Annotated in this window: 16 protein-coding genes; 10 read left to right on the forward strand and 6 right to left on the reverse strand. The window is 68.3% G+C overall.

Annotation, left to right across the window (positions count from 1 at the left end; translation table 11 throughout):
• Entirely contained in the window at positions 1-951 is a 951-nt protein-coding gene (locus tag NM203_RS07900; protein ID WP_255059279.1) for an antibiotic biosynthesis monooxygenase, read from the forward strand.
• A gap of 5 nt (positions 952-956) precedes the next feature.
• On the opposite strand, the gene NM203_RS07905 is transcribed toward NM203_RS07900, so the two are convergent.
• On the reverse strand, positions 957-4,109 hold the full coding sequence (locus NM203_RS07905; protein WP_255059280.1) for a multicopper oxidase family protein: 3,153 nt from the start codon (positions 4,107-4,109) through the stop codon (positions 957-959).
• A gap of 144 nt (positions 4,110-4,253) precedes the next feature.
• On the opposite strand from NM203_RS07905, the gene NM203_RS07910 reads away from it, so the two are divergent.
• Genes NM203_RS07910 through NM203_RS07920 form a run of 3 tightly spaced genes read left to right on the forward strand, consistent with a single transcriptional unit; the run spans position 4,254 to position 7,007 of the window.
• On the forward strand, positions 4,254-4,904 hold the full coding sequence (locus NM203_RS07910; protein ID WP_255059281.1) for a GAP family protein: 651 nt from the start codon (positions 4,254-4,256) through the stop codon (positions 4,902-4,904).
• A 27-nt stretch (positions 4,905-4,931) separates the two neighbouring features.
• Positions 4,932-6,098 carry an FAD-binding oxidoreductase gene (locus NM203_RS07915; RefSeq protein WP_255059282.1) on the forward strand — a complete coding sequence of 389 codons (1,167 nt, stop codon included), beginning with the start codon at positions 4,932-4,934 and terminating at the stop codon, positions 6,096-6,098.
• Between the two features lie 15 nt (positions 6,099-6,113).
• Positions 6,114-7,007, forward strand: a complete 894-nt coding sequence (locus tag NM203_RS07920; protein ID WP_255059283.1) for an aldose 1-epimerase — start codon at positions 6,114-6,116, stop codon at positions 7,005-7,007.
• Positions 7,008-7,075: 68 nt separating this feature from the next.
• On the opposite strand, the gene NM203_RS07925 is transcribed toward NM203_RS07920, so the two are convergent.
• Genes NM203_RS07925 through dnaK form a run of 4 tightly spaced genes read right to left on the reverse strand, consistent with a single transcriptional unit; the run spans position 7,076 to position 11,228 of the window.
• Positions 7,076-7,438 (reverse strand): heat shock protein transcriptional repressor HspR, encoded by a 363-nt coding sequence (locus NM203_RS07925; RefSeq protein WP_255059284.1) that lies wholly within the window; start codon positions 7,436-7,438, stop codon positions 7,076-7,078.
• Positions 7,439-7,469: 31 nt separating this feature from the next.
• Entirely contained in the window at positions 7,470-8,660 is a 1,191-nt protein-coding gene (gene dnaJ / locus NM203_RS07930) for a molecular chaperone DnaJ (protein WP_255059285.1), read from the reverse strand.
• A 37-nt stretch (positions 8,661-8,697) separates the two neighbouring features.
• Positions 8,698-9,330 (reverse strand): nucleotide exchange factor GrpE, encoded by a 633-nt coding sequence (gene grpE / locus NM203_RS07935; protein WP_255059286.1) that lies wholly within the window; start codon positions 9,328-9,330, stop codon positions 8,698-8,700.
• Between the two features lie 44 nt (positions 9,331-9,374).
• Complete coding sequence (gene dnaK, locus NM203_RS07940; protein ID WP_255059288.1) at positions 9,375-11,228, reverse strand: molecular chaperone DnaK; 1,854 nt, start codon at positions 11,226-11,228, stop codon at positions 9,375-9,377.
• Between the two features lie 235 nt (positions 11,229-11,463).
• On the opposite strand from dnaK, the gene NM203_RS07945 reads away from it, so the two are divergent.
• Positions 11,464-13,965: an excinuclease ABC subunit UvrA gene (locus NM203_RS07945; protein WP_255059289.1), complete on the forward strand. Its 2,502-nt coding sequence runs from the start codon at positions 11,464-11,466 to the stop codon at positions 13,963-13,965.
• Here NM203_RS07945 and NM203_RS07950 read toward each other — a convergent pair.
• Entirely contained in the window at positions 13,962-14,831 is an 870-nt protein-coding gene (locus NM203_RS07950) for an alpha/beta hydrolase family protein (RefSeq protein ID WP_255059290.1), read from the reverse strand. The genes NM203_RS07945 and NM203_RS07950 overlap by 4 nt on opposite strands.
• A 40-nt stretch (positions 14,832-14,871) precedes the next feature.
• On the opposite strand from NM203_RS07950, the gene NM203_RS07955 reads away from it, so the two are divergent.
• The 5 genes from NM203_RS07955 to NM203_RS07975 all read left to right on the forward strand — a co-directional run bounded on the left by NM203_RS07955 (position 14,872) and on the right by NM203_RS07975 (position 20,849).
• A complete protein-coding gene (locus NM203_RS07955; protein ID WP_255059291.1) occupies positions 14,872-15,588 on the forward strand; it encodes an oxygen-binding di-iron domain-containing protein in 717 nt (238 codons plus the stop codon).
• A 52-nt stretch (positions 15,589-15,640) separates the two neighbouring features.
• A complete protein-coding gene (locus tag NM203_RS07960) occupies positions 15,641-16,186 on the forward strand; it encodes a hypothetical protein (RefSeq protein ID WP_255059293.1) in 546 nt (181 codons plus the stop codon).
• A gap of 67 nt (positions 16,187-16,253) precedes the next feature.
• On the forward strand, positions 16,254-17,633 hold the full coding sequence (locus NM203_RS07965) for a mycothione reductase (protein WP_255059716.1): 1,380 nt from the start codon (positions 16,254-16,256) through the stop codon (positions 17,631-17,633).
• On the forward strand, positions 17,630-19,024 hold the full coding sequence (gene zwf / locus NM203_RS07970) for a glucose-6-phosphate dehydrogenase (protein ID WP_255059295.1): 1,395 nt from the start codon (positions 17,630-17,632) through the stop codon (positions 19,022-19,024). Before NM203_RS07965 ends, zwf begins: the two co-directional genes overlap by 4 nt.
• Positions 19,017-20,849: a glycoside hydrolase family 15 protein gene (locus NM203_RS07975; protein ID WP_255059296.1), complete on the forward strand. Its 1,833-nt coding sequence runs from the start codon at positions 19,017-19,019 to the stop codon at positions 20,847-20,849. The genes zwf and NM203_RS07975 overlap by 8 nt, the downstream gene beginning before the upstream one ends.
• Position 20,850: the final 1 nt, after the last annotated feature.

Here is a 20,850-nt window from a genome sequence, read left to right on the forward strand (position 1 = left end):
ATGGACCTGAAGAAGTCGGCGGGGACCGCCGCCACCGTCATCATCGGCCAGAAGGTTCGGCCGGGCTGTGAGCAGGAATTCGAGGCCTGGCAGGTCGACGTGAACTCCAAGGCAGCCGCATATCCCGGCTTCCTCGGCGCCGAGATCAATCCGCCGACCGCCGTGCAATCGGACTGGGTGGTGGTCTACCGCTTCGACTCCGTCGCGCACGTTCAGGCGTGGATCAACAGTGCCACCCGGCAGGATCTGCTCGCATCGGGCGAACGGTTCTTCGACGGACCGGGCACGCAGCAGGTGATCAGCGGCGGTGCCAGACCGACCGATCAGCTGGTCACCGTGGTGGTCACCCACCGCGTCGCCCCCGAGTACGTCGACGACTTCCTGGCGTGGCAGGAGCGACTTCGGTTGGCGGAACTGAAGTTCGACGGCTTCCGCGGCACGGAACTGTTCCGACCGGTCGAAGGCGTTCAGGACGAGTGGACCGCGCTGTACCGGTACGAGAACGCCGCCGACCTCGACAAGTGGCTGATCTCCGAGGAACGGCGGGCGCTACTCGCCGAGGGTGAGAAGTTCTCCGACTTCCAGTCCCGCACGATCGACAACTCGTTCGGCAGCTGGTTCGCCTTCGACGACCAGGGCAACGAGGCTCCCCCGCCGTCGGACTTCAAGACGTCGATCGCGGTGTGGGTCGGTCTCTATCCGACGGTCGTGCTGCTGACGCTCGCGTTGTCACCGCTGCACATGCCGCTGTGGCTGGGCCTGCTGATCGGCAACCTCATCTCGAGCTTCGCGATGAGCTTCATCACCATGCCGTTCTACGTCAACCCGCTGCTCAAGCACTGGCTGCGCCCACCTCCGAATGCGCCTGTCGCCCGGACCAACTGGCGCGGCCTCGGCATCTGTGTCGTGGCACTGGCGACCTGGACCGTGATCTTCTACTTCGTCACCTGAGCGATTCAGCGCCCGCCGAGGGCGCCCGCGGTGACTCCGGGTAGCGCCGCGATCCGCTTGGGTGCGACCGTCTTCGCGTCGGCCGACGGGCGCTCCAGGGTGTACTTGCGCACCTCACCCGGCCCGGCGATCAGCAGATCTGCGCCGTGCGTCGTGCTGCTGGTGGCGACGGTGACACCGCTCGGCCTGCCGGGGAAGGGCACGAAAGACGCTATTCGGCTGTACTTCACGTCGGTGTCGTGGTGGTTCGGGCTGTCCAGGTAGATCGCCGGCTGACCGTCGAGCAGCGACCCGGTGGACCACACCGCCACCCGGCCCTCACCGCCGAGCTGGCTCGTCACGATGCTCTTGGCACCGCCTTCGGCGCCCGCCACCCAGCCGGTGGTCAGTGCCACGCCGCCGGTGTAGTTCTCGTCGAAGGCGAGGTACTCGGTCGTCTGCACCGGGTCGGTCGGCTTCCCCGCGTGCTCGGTCGAGGTGCCGTTGGCCTGCGCCCGCGCCGTCGGCGTGTACAGGTCCCACCGGAAGGTCTTGAGCACCGGCGGTTCACCCGGACCCGGTGCGGTGACGATGCTCTCGCGTCCCGAGCCCATCTCCACCATGCCGGTGGCCAGCTGCACCCCGGACTCCGACCCCGGATACGGGGTGAACGTCGAGTACACGTCCGGCTCAGTGCCGCGTTCGGCGGGCAGCGTCGAGGAGTACACCTTCACCTGTGACTCCATACCCGGACCGGAGCCGACGATGATGTTGTCCGCCATGGCGTTTCCGTCGATGTCGGTGCCCGCCACCGTGACGCCACCGGTGAAGGCCGACTCGAAGGGCGCGAACCGGGTGAGCTCGGTCTTGAATCGGCCCTCGGTCGTGTCGTTCCCGTCGTAGACGGCCACCTCGGGCGCCGCGCCCTTCCCGGTGCCCGCCACCAGGTCGAGGATCATGTCGCCGTTGACGTCGGCCATCGCCACCGAGGGACTGCCCTCGAAGCCGGGGAACGGTGTCACGGTTGCAATGACGCTGTCGCCGTTGCCATCCCGAACCTGCACCGTGGCGGGTTTGCCGTTACCGCCAGGGATCGCGACGGCGTAGCTCGATACCTCGGGGATCACGTTGATGGTCGCCATCAGCCCGTTGTCCTCGTGGTTCAGCCGGTGACAGTGGATCACGTAGGTGCCCTTGTACTCGGCGAACTCCTGACGCAGGGTCAGCGTGGCCGGAGTGGTGACGACGTGCATGTCGTTGAAGATCGGCGCGGGCACGTTGACGTTGTCCAGCCCCCACGGCTGCACGCCGGTGACCCCCCGATTCGGGTCGTCGATGCCCATCACCTGGAAGTCGTTGACGTGGATGTGCATCGGGTGCGCGTCGTTGTTGAGGTTGTTGATCTTCCACTCCTCAACGGAGTTCAGTCGCGGCTGTATCAGCGCGACGTTCGGGAAGCCGGCGGGCTCGAACATGTAGATGACGGCCTTGGGGTCGTTCTTGCTCGCCTTATCACCGCCGATGGTGTCGGTGATCGTCAGTTCCCTCGTGACCGCGGGATCCATCACCGACGTGTCGACGAACGACGTGTAGGCGTCGAGGTTCTGTCCCGGCTCGAAGGCCGTGGTCCGACCCGGTCCGCTGGTGTCGGGTGTGGCGCGGATCAGGGTCTGGGTGGGGAAGACGAAGAACCCGTCGGCGAAGCTCATGTACTTCGGATCCACGGTGAGCGTGCCGAGGACCGCGGGGGTGTTCTCGGTGCCGTTGTTGGTGTACACCACACCGGGCAGCACCAGCGGCTTGGCCTCGGGGTTCGGCGGGAACTCCAGAACCAGGTCGCCTTCGGCGGGCATCGTGACCGCGATCGCATACCGCGACCCCGGCGGGACGCTCAGCGTGGTGCCGTCGCCGTAGACGGGCCGTTGGACCTGCGTGTAGGGGTTGCCGTCTTGACCGACGATGGCGAACTTCGGATGCTTCCCGGTCGCGGTCTCGGTCAATCGCACTGTCATGTAACCGATGTCGCTGATGTTGGCCACCGCCCAGATCTCGGTTTGACCGGGTTTGATCTTCAGCTCGGGTTGGAACTGGCCGTTGACGGTGAACTGGACGTCACGCTCGTTGTCCGGCAGCGCCTCGTTCTCCGGGATCTTCACCGTCGGACTGTCGAAGCTCATCAGGTTCTGCGGGATGAACTGGGTCTGGCCCCGGTTGTTGTGCGGCGACAGCGGGCCCGCCCACCACGGCGTCAGGTACTGCGAACCGTTGCTCGTCTGGGCGATGTTCACCGGCGCGAGGCTGGGCCGGTACGTTCCGTCCGCGAGCTGGGATCCCTTCGGCGGAGTCAGCGTGCTGACGAACTGCGGCCAGCTGTAGTTGTTGAGCTGATGCCCGCCGCCCTTCCGGTCGAAGACGTAGTTGTACTGAAAGGCCATGGTGCGCACCGGAATGTCGTTCTGCGTCACCAGCGGCAGATTCCCGTCGGGGCGCCCGATCTCCAGCAGTCCGGCCAGGCCGGCGTAGGTCTGCTGCGTCGTCATGGTGTGCCGGTGGCTGTGGTACCAGTACAGCCCGTTGGGCATGTTCTCGGGCACGTCGTAGGTGTAGGTGTTGCCCATTCCGGCGGGAATCGACAGCAGCACGTTGTCGGCGTTGCCGGACGGGCTGACGTGCAGTCCGTGGGTGTGCAGGTTGAGCGGGGCCTCGGTGAGCTGGGGCGGATACATCGGCACGTCGTCGCCCCTGGGGGTCATCGCCGGGTCGAAGAAGTCCTTGATGTCGAGATCCTGAAGATCGTTGTCGTAGTGGACGATCAGCTTCTCGCCGGGGTCGACGCGCAGGGTCGGTGCGGGATAGAGGTTGTCCCCCTTCACCGATCCGTCCGAGCTGGTGCCGTTGATCAGATCGAATCCGAACACCATGAAGTTGGTGACCGGTTTCTCAACGGTGTCGAGGTTGACGGTGCCCTGATGTGCTGACAGCCGCACTTCGAGCACGCCGTCCTCGCTCGACAGCCGCACCGGTTCGCGGAACGGTGCGGGCTTCCCGTCGGGGCCCGCGTTCACGCCGGGGGCGGGGTTGGTCGACATCTTCGCCTCCGGGGCGCAGCTCGTCGACAGAACCGTCAGAACGATGACCACCCCCACGGCGAAGGTCCGCTTCAGCGTGTGGAACGACATGGCTTCCCTCCGACCCAGCAAAGTCTGCAAGCGCGCTCACGCTACCGAAACCGGGGCGGCGGACCGACGCTTTCGCAAATATTGACGTCCGCTTCAAAAATTGCCCTACTGCGAGTCCGCCGACCGCTGATAGGTTCTGAACCGGTGTTGAGCGAACTGATTCCCCTAGCCCTCGTGGTCGCGCTGTCGCCACTGTCGATCATCCCGGCGGTGCTGGTGCTGCACTCCGCCCGGCCGCGGCCCACCGGGTTGGCGTACCTCGCCGGCTGGGTGCTGGGCCTCGCGGCGCTCACGCAGATCTTCGTGGAGGTGTCGAGCCTCCTGGGGGGCGGCCTCAACAGGCCGCCGAGCTGGGCGGTCTACGTCCGCATCGTCGTCGGTGCCGCGCTGATCGCGTTCGGCGTCTACAAGTGGCTGACCAGGAAGCGCTCCGAGCACACGCCGAAGTGGATGAGCACCTTCGCCACGATCACCCCGCCGCGGGCGCTCCTCACGGCGATCATCCTGGTGGTCGTCAACCCCAAGGTGCTGTTCATGTGCGCCGCAGCGGGTTTGGCGATCGGCACGGAGGGGTTGGGTCGCACCGGCGCGGCGCTGGGGGTCGGGTACTACGTGGCGATCGCCGCCTCCACGGTGGTACTCCCGATCCTTGCGTACACGGTGTCCGGCGAGCGACTCGATCCGGCGCTGCAGAGGCTCAAGGACTGGATGGAGGCTCAGCACGCGGTCCTGATCGCCGCGATCCTCGTCGTCCTCGGACTCATGGTGCTGTACAAGGGCGTGCACGGGCTGTAACCGCGAGCGCAACTAAACTCGGTCGCCGTGGGACTCGACGATCGCGAAGCGCTGGAGGTGCTGCGTGCTGCGCTCGACCCGGAGAACGGATCCGACGCACTGGTCCGCGAGTTCTACACCCGCTGGTTCGCCATCGACACCTCTGCCCGCGAACTGTTCCCGCCCGACATGACCGGGCAGCGCACGGCGTTCGCGGCGGCGTTGACATACTTCCTCGGGGAGGTCATCGCACAGCGTGCGGACGAGCCGGTCGCGTTCCTCGCCCAGTTGGGTCGCGACCACCGGAAGTACGGTGTGACACAGGCCCATTACGACACGATGCGCCAGGCCCTCGGCAACTCGATGCGCACCCACTTCGCCGACCGATGGGACACCCGGCTCGCCGACGCGGCCCGCGACGTCGTCGACCTGATGATCGGGATCATGCGCGGCGCCGCCGACGCCGAGAAGGGCCCGGCCTACCGCGACGGCACCGTCGTCGAGCACATCCGGGCCACCCGCGACGTGTCCGTGATCCGGCTGCAACTCGACAAGCCGCTGTACTACCACCCCGGCCAGTACGTCACGGTGCAGGTGCCGCAGTGGCCGCGGCGGTGGCGCTTCCTGAGCCCGTCGATCCCCGCCGATCGCAGCGGCGCGCTCGAGTTCCACGTGCGTTCCGTGACCGGCGGCATGGTCAGCCGGGCCATCGTCGAGGAGACGGCGCCCGGTGACCGGTGGCGCGTCTCCAGTCCGCACGGCGCGATGCACGTCGACCGCGACGCCGGCGACGTGCTGATGGTCGCGGGCAGCACCGGCCTCGCGCCGCTGCGGACGCTGATCATGGATCTCACCCGATACGGCGTCAACCCGCGCGTGCACCTCTTCTACGGCGGAACGTTCCCGTGCGATCTCTACGACCTGCCGACGCTGTGGCAGGTGGCGTCGACGAACCCGTGGCTGTCGGTGACGCCCGTGTCGGAGTTCGCGACCAATCCCCCGTGGGCGGGCGACTATCCGGATCCGGAACCGCCGCGCGGCCTGCACGTGCGCCAGTCGGGGACGCTGCCCGACGTGGTCACGCGGTACGGCAACTGGGGCGACCGGCAGATCCTGGTGTGCGGCGGACCCGCGATGGTCGAGGCGACGGTCGCCGCGCTGGTGGCCAAAGGCGCCGACCCCGACCGCATTCAGCACGACCCGTTAACCGGGTAGTGGAACAATCGCCGCGTGCCCGACTACGCAACCGTCACACTCACCTCTCCGTCGATGACCGCGACGTTCGTTCCGTCGGCGGGCATGATCGGCACGTCGTTCGCCGAGGGTGACCTCGAGTTCCTCGGGCAGCGGCGCGGCCTCGAGGCCTACGTGTCGGACGGGAAGACCATGGGCATTCCGATCCTCTACCCGTGGGCGAATCGGCTCAGCGCGCCGGACTACACGGTCGACGGTCGGGTCGTCGCGCTCACCGCGGGCGAGCACGGGGTGCGCACCGACGCCAACGGCGCGCCGATGCACGGCGTGCTCGCGGCCAACCCGGACTGGGTGGTGACCGCGCAAGCCGACGACGGTGTGACGGCGGTGCTGGCTTACGACAGCCCGGAGCTGCTGGCGTCGTTTCCGTTCCCGCACAAGCTCACTCAGACGGTCACACTGCGAGACCGGACGCTCACCGTCGAGACGACCGTCGCACCGACGACCGAGATCGCGGTGCCGCTGTGCTACGGCTACCACCCGTACCTGCGCATCCCCGGCGTTCCGCGTGACGACTGGTCGCTGTCCACCCCGACCATGCGACACCTGCTGGTCGACGAGCGCGGGCTGCCCACCGGGGAACGCGAAAGCCGGCCCTCACGAACCGAATCGCTGCAGGGCATAGAGTACGACGACGGTTTCGACGAGGTCGCCGCCGGATCGGTGTTCGCGCTCAACGGAGGCGACCGGCGCATCGAGGTGACGTTCGACACCGGGTACCCCTGCGCTCAGTTGTTCGCGCCCGCCTCCGACGACCTCATCGGCATCGAGCCGATGACGGCGCCGACCGATGCGCTGCGGCGCGGTGGCTACCGCGTCGCCACTCGGGACGCCCCCGATACCGCGCGGTTCTCGATCACCGTCTACTAGCGCGAGCAGACGCAAAATCCCCTGAAATCAGCGGATTCAGGGGATTTTGCGTCTGTTCAGCGGGAAGGTCAGCGGCCTTTACGCGGCTGCCACACCACCAGCGCGGTGCTCTTGGGCGCGGTCGCCCGCAGTCGCTCGACCTCACGGGACAACTCGGCGACCCGACTCTGCAGCGCCTCCACCTGATTGGTGAGCTCGATGATGCGCTTGATTCCCGCGAGATTGACGCCTTCGTCCTGCGACAGCCGCTGCACCTCGCGGAGCAGGTCGACGTCGCGCTCCGAATATCGGCGTCCACCACCGGAACTGCGCTGCGGACTCACCAGCCCGAGCCGGTCGTAGGTCCGCAGGGTCTGCGCGTGCATGCCGGCCAACTCCGCAGCCACCGAGATGAGAAACGTTCTCGCGTCCTCATTCCGCTCGGCGCTCATCAGCACACTCTGCTCTTCGCGCAGGCGCTCATCACACGTTCCCCTGCCAATTGGCCCGCGGGTCGAACCCGCTGGCGCGCTCCGCCTTCGCGTACGCCTCCAGCGCCTCGGCCGCCTCACCCTCGAGGCCCGGCGGTACGGCGACGTTGACGGTGACTAGCAGGTCGCCGTGGCCACCGCTGCGCTTCGGCACACCGCGGCCACGCACCCGCAGGATCCGACCGTCCGACGTACCCTTCGGCACGCGAACACCGACCTTGCCCTCCAGCGTCGGCACCGAAAGCGTTGTGCCCAGCGCGAGTTCGTGGAAGCTCACCGGAACGCTGACGGTCAGGTCGTCGCCGTCGCGGCCGAAGACCTTGTCGGGGCGCACGTGCACGGTGACGTAGAGGTCACCGGACGGTGCGCCGCGCAGCCCCGCCTCGCCCTGTCCGGCGAGCCGAATGCGCTGTCCGTCTTCGACACCCGGTGGGATCCGGACGTTGATCGTGCGGGTCCGGGTGGTGACGCCGGTACCCCTGCACTCGTCGCACGGCTCGTCGATGATCGAACCGCTACCGCGGCAGTCGGTGCAGGGCTCGGAGAATCCGAACGCGCCCTGGTTGCGGCTGATGACGCCGGAGCCGTTGCACGTCGCGCACACTCGCGGGCTGGTGCCCGGCTTGGCGCCGCTGCCGTGACAGTTCGTACACGGCGCGGGGCTGGTGAGCCGCAACGGCATCGCGACACCCTTGGTGGCCTCCAGGAACGACAGCTCCGTTTCGGTCTCCAGGTCGTTGCCACGCCGCGGCCTGCTGGGCCGGGGCTGCTGCGCGCCGCGTCCGAACAGCCCGCCGAACAGGTCGCCGATGTTGGCGCCACCCGTCTGGCCGGCCTGGTCGAACAGGTCGCCGAGATTGAACTCCGCTCCGTCGCCGCCGAATCCACCGCTGAAGCCGCCGCCACCTCCGCCGCCACCGGGGAAGCGCCTGCCGAAGCCGCCGTTCGCGAAGAGCCGACGGGTCTCGTCGTACTCCTTGCGCTTCGACGGGTCCGTCAGCACGTCCCGCGCCTCGCCGACTTCCTTGTACTTCTCGTCGGCGGTGGCGTTGCCCGGGTTCCGGTCGGGATGGTTCTCAGCGAGCAGCTTCTTCGCCACCCGTTTGATCTCGGACTCGCTGGCGTCGGAGGCGACGCCCAGCACCTTGTAGAAGTCCTTCTCGACCCATTCACGTTGGGCCATTCCGCGTCACCTCCTCACTGCGACTCGCGGAGTGTCATTACTCGTTCGATTCTCGGCTCTGTGGGCTGTCGGCGGCGTTAGCTGAGCCGACTTGCGTGTTCGTGTCGGAATCCGCGGGGGCGTCGACAACGCCGACCATCGCGTGCCGCAGCACCCGCTCGCCCAGGCGGTAGCCCTGACGCATGACCGTGCCCAGCACCGGATTCGACCCGTCACCCTCGTGCTGCACGGCCTCGTGGTGATCGGGATCGAAGGGGTCACCTTCGGCTCCGAACGCCGTCAATCCGAGGTTCTCGAAGGCGGCGGTGAGCTTGTCGGCCACCGACTTCAGCGGACCGGACTCGAGATCGCCGTGACTGCGCGCCCTCTCGAGATCGTCGAGCACGGGGAGCAGCAGGACGACGACACCGGCTTTGGCGCGGTCGGCCGCGGCCTGTTCCTGACGAACGGACCGCTTGCGGTAGTTGTCGTACTCGGCCTTCACCCGCTGCAGCGTCGCCTTCAGTTCGGCGGCTTCATCGGACTCCGTGGAGGCGGGACCCTCCGGCGCCGGCCCACTGGGGGCCGACGCCGAATGGGATCCCTGGTCGCTGCGCTCCTGCCCACCGACGCTGTCCGCACGTACCTCGCCCGTGTCGGGGTCGATGCGCCGCTTGTCGGTGATGGTCACCGGCTCGTCGTGCGGATCTCGCTCTTCACCAGACGAACTACGTGTCACTTGCGCTCCTCGTCGTCCTCGACGACCTCCGCGTCGACCACGTCGTCGTCACGGTGAGCGGACGCGCCACCGTCACCGGCGGGCTGCTCGGACTGCGCGGCCTCGTAGATCGCCTGGCCGAGACCCTGCGCTTCGACGCCGAGCTTCTCCATCGCCGACTTGATGGCGGCGATGTCGGTGCCCTCGAGCGCCGACTTGGCCTCGGCGACAGCCGAATCCACCTTGTCGAGCGTGTCCGCGGGAACCTTCGAACCACCCTCGGCGTCGCGCTGCTCCTTGACGATCTTCTCGGTCTGGAACACCAGCGACTCGGCCTGGTTGCGAACGTCGGCCTCGTCGCGCCGCTTGCGGTCCTCGTCGGCGTGCGCTTCGGCGTCCTTGATCATCCGGTCGATCTCCTCCTTGGAGAGGCCGGAGCCCTCCTGGATCTTGATCGTGTTCTCCTTGCCGGTGCCCTTGTCCTTGGCCGTGACGTGCACGATGCCGTTGGCGTCGATGTCGAACGTGACCTCGATCTGGGGCACCCCGCGCGGAGCCGGCGGGATACCGGTGAGCTCGAAGCTGCCGAGCAGCTTGTTGGCCGCCGCCATCTCGCGCTCACCCTGGAACACCTGGATCTGCACCGACGGCTGGTTGTCGTCGGCCGTGGTGAAGGTCTCGCTGCGCTTGGTCGGGATGGTCGTGTTGCGCTCGATGAGCTTGGTCATCACGCCGCCCTTGGTCTCGATGCCGAGGCTCAGCGGGGTGACGTCGAGCAGCAGAACGTCCTTGACCTCGCCCTTGAGCACACCGGCCTGCAGGGCGGCACCGGCCGCGACGACCTCATCGGGGTTGACACCCTTGTTGGGCTCCTTGCCGCCGGTGAGTTCCTTGACCAGGTCGGTGACCGCGGGCATGCGGGTGGAACCTCCCACCAGCACGACGTGGTCGATCTCGCCGACCGAGATCTTCGCGTCGGAGACGACGGACTGGAACGGCTTGCGGGTGCGGTCCAGCAGGTCCTGAGTGATCTTCTGGAACTCCGCCCGGCTCAGCTGCTCGTCGAGGAAGAGCGGGTTCTTGTCCGCGTCGACCGTGATGTACGGCAGGTTGATCGACGTGCTCTGGCCCGAGCTCAGCTCGATCTTCGCCTTCTCGGCGGCCTCACGCAGCCGCTGCATCGCCATCTTGTCCTTGGTCAGGTCGATACCGGCACTGGCCTTGAACTTGTCGACGAGCCACTCGACGATCCGGTCGTCCCAGTCGTCGCCACCGAGGTGGTTGTCGCCGGACGTGGCGCGAACCTCGACGACACCGTCGCCGATCTCCAGCAGCGAGACGTCGAACGTGCCGCCACCGAGGTCGAAGACCAGGATGGTCTGTTCCTTCTGGCCCTTGTCCAGGCCGTACGCCAGCGCGGCCGCGGTGGGCTCGTTGACGATGCGCAGCACGTTGAGGCCGGCGATCTGGCCGGCTTCGGTGGTGGCCTGACGCTGGGCGTCGTTGAAGTACGCGGGCACGGTGATGACCGCGTCGGTGATGTCCTCACCGAGGTAGCTCTCGGCGTCGCGCTTCAGCTTCTGCAGAATGCGGGCGCTGATCTCCTGCGCGGTGTAGGACTTGCCGTCGATGTCGACCGCCCAGTCGGTGCCCATGTGGCGCTTGACCGACCTGATGGTGCGATCGACGTTGGTGACCGCCTGGTTCTTGGCGGGCTGACCCACCAGGACCTCGCCGTTTCGGGCGAACGCCACGACCGACGGGGTGGTGCGCGAACCCTCCGAGTTCGCGACGACTACGGGGTCGCCACCTTCGAGAACGGCGACGACGGAGTTGGTGGTCCCGAGGTCGATACCGACCGCACGAGCCATGTTGATTTCCTCCTGATAGAACGTTTCCGGTCTGAGTGGACCACGCGCAAGTCTAGGTGCGGAACTGTGGAAGTCAACCCAGACTTGAGCCTGATCCACTCAAGTTGTCGAAAGGGTCAACGGGGGTCTTGCGGGATTTGTTCCCTACAGCGTCGGCGACTCGGAACGTGACAACGTCATCGACCGGTTGGCGTAGTGAGGTTCCGTGTCGTTGCGAACCAGCACAATGAACGTCATGGACCCGACGATCGACGCCTACGTGCGCGTCCGGGGGTCGCGGGTCCACAACCTCAGAGCGGTCGACGTCGCGGCCCCACGCGACTCCTTCGTCGTGTTCACCGGGATCTCCGGGTCGGGCAAGTCGTCGCTGGCGTTCGGGACGATCTACGCCGAGGCTCAGCGCCGCTACTTCGAATCGGTCGCCCCCTACGCCCGCCGGCTGCTGCTGCCCGCCGGGGCGCCGAAGGTCGACGACATCACGGGGTTGCCGCCCGCGGTGGCACTGCAGCAGCGCCGCGGTTCGACGTCGTCCCGGTCGACCGTCGGCACCGTCACCACGCTGTCGAACCTGCTGCGCATGCTGTTCTCCCGCGCGGGCACGTACCCGCCGGGGGCGACGGTGCGCCTCGACTCGGACTCGTTCTCCGCCAACACCGCCATCGGCGCGTGCCCGGAGTGTCACGGGCTCGGCCGCGTGCACCGGGTGACCGAGCAGACGCTGGTGCCCGATCCGACGCTGTCGATCCGCGAGGGCGCCGTCGCGGCGTGGCCCGGCGCCTGGCAGGGGCAGAACCTGCGCGACATCCTGATCACGCTCGGCTACGACATCGATCGGCCGTGGCGCAAACTGCCCAAACGGCAACGCCATTGGATCCTGTTCACCGATGACCAGCCGACCGTCGAGATCGACCCCAGCGTCAACCCGGTGACCGCCGACTACTACTACAACGGCACCTTCTCCAGCGCGGAGCGCCACGTCCGGCACACGCTGGCCAACTCGCAGAGCGCCACCATGCGCCGCCGCGTCCTCCAATTCGTCGACAGCGCAACGTGTCCGGTGTGCGGCGGTTCAGGCCTGCGTCCCGAGGCACTGGCGGTCAGCTTCGCGGGCCGGACGATCGCCGACTACGTGGCCATGCCGCTCGCCGAACTCGCCGAGGCGCTCCGCCCCGCGGCCGAGCGCACCGAGTTCGAGGCCGCCTACGAGTCCACCGAGTCCGGTGAGCTCACCGAGGTCGCCACCGTGATCGCGGCTGACCTCGTCGCCAGGATCGAGGTGCTGATCGACCTCGGCCTCGGCTATCTGAGCATGGACCGCCGCACGCCCACGGTGTCGCCGGGCGAACTCCAACGCCTCAAGCTCGCCACCGAGTTGCGCTCGGGCCTGTTCGGCGTCCTGTACGTCCTCGACGAGCCGTCGGCCGGCCTGCATCCCGCCGACGCCGAGCCACTGCTCACGGTGCTGGACCGGCTACGGCGGGCGGGTAACTCGCTGTTCGTCGTGGAGCACGACATGGACGTCGTCCGGCGCGCGGACTGGATCGTCGACGTCGGGCCCGGCGCCGGGGAGCACGGCGGCGAGGTGCTCTACAGCGGCCCCATCGCCGGGCTGTCCGACGTCGAATCGTCCGTCACCCGGAGGTATCTGTTCGACGCCGCGACCGGCACCGGGCGGGAAAAGCGCGAGCGCAGTGGCACACTCCGGTTGCGCGGCATCGACTTCCACAACCTGCGCGGTGTCGACGTCGACGTTCCGCTCGGAGTGTTCACCGCGGTGACCGGCGTCTCGGGCTCGGGTAAGTCGACGCTGGTGTGCAAGGTGCTCGGCGACGTCGCGCGCCGCCATCTCGGCGCTGAAACGGCTGCGCCCGAAGCGGATACGGCTGCCGACGACGACCAGATGCCCGATATCGACGTGGACGCCAGCGCGGGCGTGACCGCGGACGGCGTCGAGGTGATCAGCCGTCTGATCACCGTCGACCAACGACCGATCGGGCGTACCCCGCGGTCCAACCTCGCGACGTACACCGGCATGTTCGACGCGGTCCGCCGGGCGTTCGCCGAGACACCGGAGGCACGCAGGCGCGGCTGGAGCGCGGGCCGATTCTCGTTCAACGTCGCCGAAGGTCGGTGTCCCACCTGCCAGGGCGAGGGATTCGTCGCCGTCGAGCTGCTGTTCCTGCCCGGCACCTACGCGGCCTGCCCGACCTGCCGCGGCGCCCGCTACTCCGACGAGACACTCGAGGTCCGATACCGCGACCGCACCATCGCCGACGTGCTGCAGATGACGGTCGACGACGCCGCCGAGTTCCTCGTCGACCTGCCCACCGCGGCGCGCAGCCTGACGACCCTGCGGGAGGTCGGATTGGGGTACCTGCGGCTGGGCCAGCCCGCCACCGAACTGTCCGGCGGCGAGGCGCAGCGCATCAAGCTGGCCACCGAACTGCAGCGCAGCCGTCGCGGGCACACGCTGTACGTGCTCGACGAGCCGACGACCGGCCTGCATCCCGCCGACGTCGAACGGCTGGAACGGCAGTTGCATCAACTCGTCGACGCGGGAAACACCGTCGTGGTCGCCGAACACGACATGGGCGTTGTCGCGAACGCGGACTGGGTGATCGACCTGGGACCCGGCGCCGGTGACGCCGGGGGCACGATCGTCGCGGCGGGGCCGCCGGAGCAGGTCGCGCACTCGAAGGCCAGCCGCACGGCGCCGTATCTGCTGGCGCGTGTTTAGCGGCCGGTCAGCCGCCGCACCGCGTCGAGACACTCGGCCCACGCCGGGGTGCCGACGGTGATCGGGTCGAAGTGGTCGCCGTCGAACGTGCGCAGCTCCGAGGAATCGCCTGCGGCCCGTGCGGCGTCGACGAACCGCCGCGACTGGTCGATCGGCACCAGGGTGTCGCGGGTGCCGTGCACGGCGATGGACGGAACCCGCAGTGGCAGGCGTGCGAGCGGCGAGGCCTGCGCGTAGGCGTCGGGCCGCTGTTCCGGGGTGCCGCCCAGGAACGCCTCGACCGCACCGCCACCCAGGCCCGCCGCGGACCCGGCGACGAGGTCCAGCACCCCGGCCTGCAGCACCACCCCGGTCAGCGGCCCCTGCGCGGCCAGCCACCCGGCGAGTTGTCCGCCCGCCGAATGTCCCAGGCCCACAACGTGTCTCAAATCGACACCATCGCGGTCACGCAGCGTGGCGACGGCCGCTGCGACGTCGTCTCCGGTCTGCGGCCAGCCCCCGCCGTCACCCAGTCGCCGGTACTCGACGTTGAGCGCTGCGAACCCGTTCGCGGCCAGATCGACGGCGAGCGGCCGTCCGAGTTCGGCGCCGTAGCTCGCTCCCCAGTAGCCGCCGTGCACCACGACCACGACCGGCGCGGCGGCGACGGCGTCCGGCAGGGTGAGCTCGGCGTACTGGCTGGGGTGGTCGCCGTAGGTGTACCGGGTCATCGCGGCGCTGCGCGCGGACGGCGTGCCCGACGAGCACGCGGCCATCGTCGCGGCCAGTGCCCCGGCGATGCCGAGTACGGAACGGCGACTGATCCCCGTCGGCACCTCACCAGTCAATCCAATCAGCCGGATGCTGTCCTCCCGACCACCGCGCACGTCATTGCTCCGTCACGTCCGCGAGGCGCACCATGAGGTGATGGACACCGAGGTCGACGAAATCGGGCCGGGCATCTACCGGCTCTCGACGTGGATTCCGGGCATCACCGAGCACGGGTTCACGTTCAACCAGTTCCTGCTGATGGGCGACGAGCCCTTCCTGTTCCACACCGGCCAGCGCTTCCTCTTCCCGCAGGTGTCCGAGGCGGTGTCCCGCGTCGTCCCACTGAGCACCCTGAGGTGGATCTCCTTCGGGCACCTCGAGGCCGACGAGTGCGGCGCGATGAACCTGTTCCTCGACGCCGCTCCCAACGCCGAGGTCGTGCACGGCGAACTGGCCTGCATGCTGTCGCTGTCCGATATGTGCGATCGCCCGCCCGTCGCGGCGGGTGAATCGCCCGTCGACATCGGTGGTCATCGGCTGCGATTCATCCCGACTCCGCACGTGCCGCACAACTGGGAGGCCGGGCTGTGGTTCGACGAGACGACGTCGACGCTGCTGGCCGGTGACCTCTTCACCCACACCGGCAGGTGTCCGGCGCTCACCGAGAACGACGTCGTCGGTCCCGCCCTGCAGGCCGAGGGCTTCTTCCACGCGACGGGGTTGAACTCGAATCTCGCGCCGACGCTCGCGGCGCTCGCCGATCTGCGGCCGACCACGCTGGCGGTTATGCACGGCTCCTCCTATCGCGGCGACGGGGCCGCGCAACTGCGAGCGCTGTCCGACGGCTACGCCGCGATGGGCACGGCTTCATAACGGGCGGTCGCCACGAGTTTCACACCCGTCACAGCCCGGGTACCGTCAAGAGGTGACGACGACGAGGCGGCTGGCTGCCGCGCTGCTGGCTGTCGCGGCGTTGCTAGCGGGCTGCAGCACCGTCACCGACGGCCGTCCGGAATCGGGGTCGGCCGACCTCACCGAGCCGACGGTCCCGACGCCCCGCCCGTCTCGGACGACGCCGACGTCCGAGCCGCCGCTGGTCCCAGAGCCGTCCACGCCGACCCCCGCGCCGCCCGGCGACCAGTTGCCGATCGAGAACGGTTACGCGTACATCGAGACCAAGTCCGGGAAGACCCGCTGCCAGATCGACGCCGACTCGGTCGGCTGCGAGGCGCAGTTCGTCGACTCGCCGACCGTCGACGGCGGGCAGGCCAACGGCGTGCGGATCACCGCCGACGGGACGCAGACCTGGGTGCTCGGCAATCTCGGCGACATCCCGACCGTGACGATCGACTACCGGACGTACCGCGCCCTGGGCTGGACGATCGACGCCACCGAGGCGGGCACACGCTTCACCAACGACGCCACCGGGCACGGCATGTTCGTGGCGATCGAGCGCGTCGACGCCTTCTGAAAATGTCGCGCATCTGACGTTTACGTCTCATGTCGTTTGACCGTCGCCCCGATCAGGGAAATGACCTCTGGTGCATCACGACATCGTCATCGTCGGAACGGGATCGGGTAACGCGGTCGTCAACGAGTCCTTCGCCGACCTCAGCGTCGGCCTCGTCGAGGAACGCCGTGCCGGCGGCACGTGCCTGAACTACGGCTGCATCCCGTCGAAGATGCTGATCTACGCGGCAGGCGTGGCCGACACCGCGGCGGCGGCCGACCGCTATAACGTCGACGCCGAACTACGGGGGGTGCGCTGGCGCGAGCTGCGCGACCGCGTCTTCGGCCGCACCGACCAGCACTCCGACGAGGGGCGAAAGGATCGGGAGGACGGCGCCTACACCACTTTCTACTCGGGCCGCGCCGAGTTCACCGGGCCGCGCGCCCTCCTGGTCGAGGCATCCGACGGCACCCGCACCGAACTGACCGCCGACCGCGTCGTGCTGGCCAACGGCGGCCGACCGGTGATTCCGGACGTCGTCGCCGAATCCGGCCTACCGTTCGAGACCTCGGACACGATCATGCGCGTCGACGAGCCGCCGCAGCGCCTCGCCGTCCTCGGCGGCGGCTACATCGCCGCGGAGCTGGCGCACGTATTCGCCAGCGCGGGAAGCGAAATCGTCGTCATCGAGCAGTCCGACACACTGCTGGGCGGCCCTCAGGACGACGAGATCAGGCAGCGCTACACCGAGATCGCGCGGGAGCGTTACGACCTGAGGCTCGGCGCGGGGCTCGAGTCCCTCGACGGTGCACCGGGGCGGTTGCGGCTGCGCCTCGACGACGGCAGCACGGTCGAGGCGGACACGCTTCTGGTCGCAGCCGGCCGTCGGCCCAACAGCGACCGCCTCAACCTCGGCGCGGCGGGCGTCGACACCCGTGACGACGGTCGCATCGTGGTCGACGAGTTCTGCCGCACCACGGCCGACGGGGTCTTCGCCCTCGGCGACGTCAGTGCCCCCATTCCGCTGAAGCACGTCGCGAACCGCGAGGCTGAGGTCGTCTCCCACAACCTGCTGCACCCCGACCGGATGCGCGCCGTCGACCACGACCTGGTGCCGTCGGCGGTGTTCGCCGATCCGCAGATGGCCTCCGTCGGATTGACGGAGAGCAGGTGCCGCGACACCCATCCGGACTATCTCGTCGGCCGCACCCCGTACGGAGACGTCGCGTACGGCTGGGCGATGCGGGACGACACCGGGCTGTGCAAGGTGCTGGTGGACCGCGACAGCCACCGAATCCTGGGGGCGCACATCATGGGTCCGCAGGCGGCTAGCCTGATCCAGATCTTCGTCGTGGCGATGCAATTCGGTGTCCGAGCCGATGATCTCGCGCACCAGCCGTATTGGATTCACCCGGCGCTCACGGAAGTCGTCGAGAACGCGCTGCGCGACGTGCGGGAGCCGTCGTGACCGATCACCTCGACCCGCACGTCTTCGTCCTGTTCGGCGCGACGGGTGATCTCGCCGAGCGCAAGCTGTTTCCGGGGTTGTACCGGCTGGCGGCCGCCGGCCGGCTACCCGACGACTACGCGATCATCGGTTCCGGCAGGCACTCCCCCGGTTCCGACGAGGAGTTCCGCGAGTCGATACGGACCTCGCTGACCGACAGCGGGCCCGATGTCGACGACGGCGTACTGCGACACCTGCTGCAGCGGTTGTCCTTTCAGGTGTCCGATGCCGACGACGGAGCCGACCTCGCGCAGGCGGTGCGGACCGCTCGCGGGGCACTCGGCGAGAACTCCCGCACGCTGGTCTACCTCTCGGTGCCACCGCAGGCGATGCTGCCGATGATCGGCATGCTGGGGCGAGAGGGCATCGTCGACGACGCGCGGATCGTCGTGGAGAAGCCCTTCGGGACGGATCTGGAGTCGTCCCGCGACCTGGACTCCGCGCTGAAGGACGTCGTCGATGAGGACCGGGTGTATCGCATCGACCACTTCCTCGGCAAGGAGGCCGTGCAGAACATCCTCGCCCTGCGATTCGCCAACGGTCTGCTCGAACCCGCTTGGCACCGTGACCATCTCAGCTCGGTGCAGATCGACGTCCCCGAGGAGTTGACCATCGAGGGGCGGGGCGGCTTCTACGAGTCGACCGGCTGCTTCCGCGACATGATCTCGACGCATCTGTGCCAGGTCCTCGGATTCGTCGCGATGGAGCCGCCGACCGACCTCGACGAGACGTCGTTGCGCGACGCCAAGGCGAAGGTCTTCGAGGCGATGCGCCCACTGGACCCCGCCAGGGTCGTCTTCGGTCAGTACGAGGGCTACCGCGACGAGGACGGCGTCGACGACGACTCGGCGGTCGAGACGTTCGTGGCACTCGAGGCGTACGTCGACACCGAGCGTTGGCGGGGGGTTCCGTTCCTGCTGCGGACGGGCAAGGCCATGGCCGAGACGCGGCGCACCGTGACCCTCACCTTTCGGACGCCGGCGCTGGAGACGTTCGGCGAGCAGCCGCCCAACCGACTCGTTCTCGAGCTCACCGATACTCCCGCCGTCACCCTGGACCTGCTGACCAAGAAGCCGGGGCCGAGCCTGACGCTGGCACCGCGGGCGGTCGAATTCGATTCCAGTGCCGACGATTCCGACGGCCTCGAGGCCTACGAGCGCTTGCTCCTCGACGTGCTGCGGGGAGATCAGACGCTGTTCACCCGCGCCGACGAGGTGGACCGACTGTGGCAGGTGTGCCAGCCGGTGCTCGACGATCCCCCGCAGCCGCAGCCGTACCCGAAGGGGTCGTGGGGACCCGCCGAGGCGACCGAGCTGGCGGGTCCGGACGGATGGCGGTTGGGCGATGGGTGACGACTGGCTCGCCATCTCCCAGCACGGCCTGATCGGCGACCTGCGCACCAGTGCGCTCGTCGGAACCGACGGCACGATCGACTGGTTCTGCGCGCCGCGGTTCGACTCGCCCAGCGTCTTCGCCGCGGTACTGGACCCCGACGACGGCGGCAGCTGGCGGCTCGCGCCCGCCGGTGAGGTGACCAGAACCCAGCAGTTCTACTACCCCGACACCGCCGTGCTGATCACCCGCTTCCTCACCGACGACGGCGTCGCCGAAATCCACGACTTCATGCCGATTCTCGGCGCCGGCGACCCCGAGCACCGGCAACGGATGGTGCGCCGGGTCAGCTGCGTGCGCGGACGCATCCGCATGCACACGCTGCTCGACGCCCGCCCCGATTACGCACGCCAACGGTGCCGGGCCGAGGAGTCGGGCGACGGCGTGCTGCTCACCGGCGACGGGCTACGTCTCGGCCTGGTCGCCTCGACCGAGCTCGAGATCGCCGACGACGGACGCGTGCACGCGGACGTCGAGCTCACCACCCACGACACGGCGACGTTCGTGCTCGAGGTGCTGGGCGAGCACGATGAGCCGTCCTGCAACACCATGGACATGACCGACGCGCTGCTTCACGCCACCACGGCGTTCTGGCGGAACTGGTTGTCGCAGTCGCGCTACACCGGCCGCTGGCGCGAGACCGTCCACCGCTCGGCGATCACCCTGAAGCTGCTCACCCACGAACCCACCGGCGCGATCATCGCCGCGCCGACCACCAGCCTTCCCGAACACGTTGGGGGTAACCGGAACTGGGACTACCGATACGTGTGGATCCGCGACGCGGGTTTCGTTCTGTACGCACTGCTGAGACTGGGGTTCACCGGCGAGGCCCGCGCGTTCACCGCGTGGCTGTCGGAGCGCATCGGCCGCGACCGCGAGGTCCCGCCCACCGAGGACGAGGACGACCTCGGCCCGCTGCGCGTGCTGTACGACATCGACGGGAACGTCCCGCCGGACGAAGTCGAACTCGACCACCTGCGCGGCTACCGCGACTCGCGACCGGTGCGCGTCGGCAACGCGGCGGTCGAGCAACTGCAACTCGACATCTACGGCGAGGTCATCGATTCCGTCTACCTCTTCGACAAGCACGGACCCGGTATCAGCGACGACGCCTGGCACGACGTCGTCGCACTCGTCGAGTGGGTGATGGACAACTGGCAGCGCGATGACGCGGGCATGTGGGAGGTGCGCGGCGAGCGGCGGGCTTACACGACGTCGCTGCTGATGTGCTGGGTGGCGCTGGAGCGCACCATCCGCATCGCGCGCAGGCGCGGGTTGCCCGGCGATGTGGCCACGTGGTCGCGGGTCCGCGACGAGATCTACGAACGCATCACGACGAAGTGCTGGGACGCCGATCGCGGATCGTTCATGCAGACCGAGAACGGCGACGCGTTGGACGCCGCCGTCCTCCTGATGCCGATGGTGAAGTTCCTGTCACCGGCCGACCCCAAGTTCCTGTCCACCCTCGAGGCGATCGAGCGCGACCTGGTCACCGACAGCCTGGTGTTCCGGTACACGCCGGAGACCGACGGACTCGACGGCGAGGAGGGCACGTTCTCACTGTGCTCGTTCTGGTACGTCGAAGCGCTGACGCGGGCGGGGCGGCTGGCCGACGCCCAACTCGCGTTGGAGAAGATGTTCACCTACGCGAACCACGTGGGGTTGTATGCGGAACAGGTGAGCGCGACGGGCGACCAGGTCGGGAACTTCCCCCAGGCCTTCACGCACTTCGCGCTCGTCAGCGCCGCGATCAACCTCGATCGCGCACTCGATGAGGAGAAGTAGA

The organism is Mycolicibacterium arenosum (assembly GCF_024320865.1).
GTDB classification, from domain to species: Bacteria; Actinomycetota; Actinomycetes; order Mycobacteriales; family Mycobacteriaceae; genus Mycobacterium; species Mycobacterium arenosum.

Bases quoted from the DNA above. Each gene is read 5' to 3' on its own strand.
- NM203_RS07955 (WP_255059291.1), top strand. From the start codon at position 14,872: ATGGACACCGAGGTCGACGAAATCGGGCCGGGCATCTACCGGCTCTCG.
- NM203_RS07945 (WP_255059289.1), top strand. From the start codon at position 11,464: ATGGACCCGACGATCGACGCCTACGTGCGCGTCCGGGGGTCGCGGGTC.
- dnaJ (WP_255059285.1), bottom strand. From the start codon at position 8,660: ATGGCCCAACGTGAATGGGTCGAGAAGGACTTCTACAAGGTGCTGGGC.
- NM203_RS07900 (WP_255059279.1), top strand. From the start codon at position 1: ATGGACCTGAAGAAGTCGGCGGGGACCGCCGCCACCGTCATCATCGGC.
- dnaK (WP_255059288.1), bottom strand. From the start codon at position 11,228: ATGGCTCGTGCGGTCGGTATCGACCTCGGGACCACCAACTCCGTCGTC.
- NM203_RS07925 (WP_255059284.1), bottom strand. From the start codon at position 7,438: ATGAGCGCCGAGCGGAATGAGGACGCGAGAACGTTTCTCATCTCGGTG.
- NM203_RS07905 (WP_255059280.1), bottom strand. From the start codon at position 4,109: ATGTCGTTCCACACGCTGAAGCGGACCTTCGCCGTGGGGGTGGTCATC.
- NM203_RS07975 (WP_255059296.1), top strand. From the start codon at position 19,017: ATGGGTGACGACTGGCTCGCCATCTCCCAGCACGGCCTGATCGGCGAC.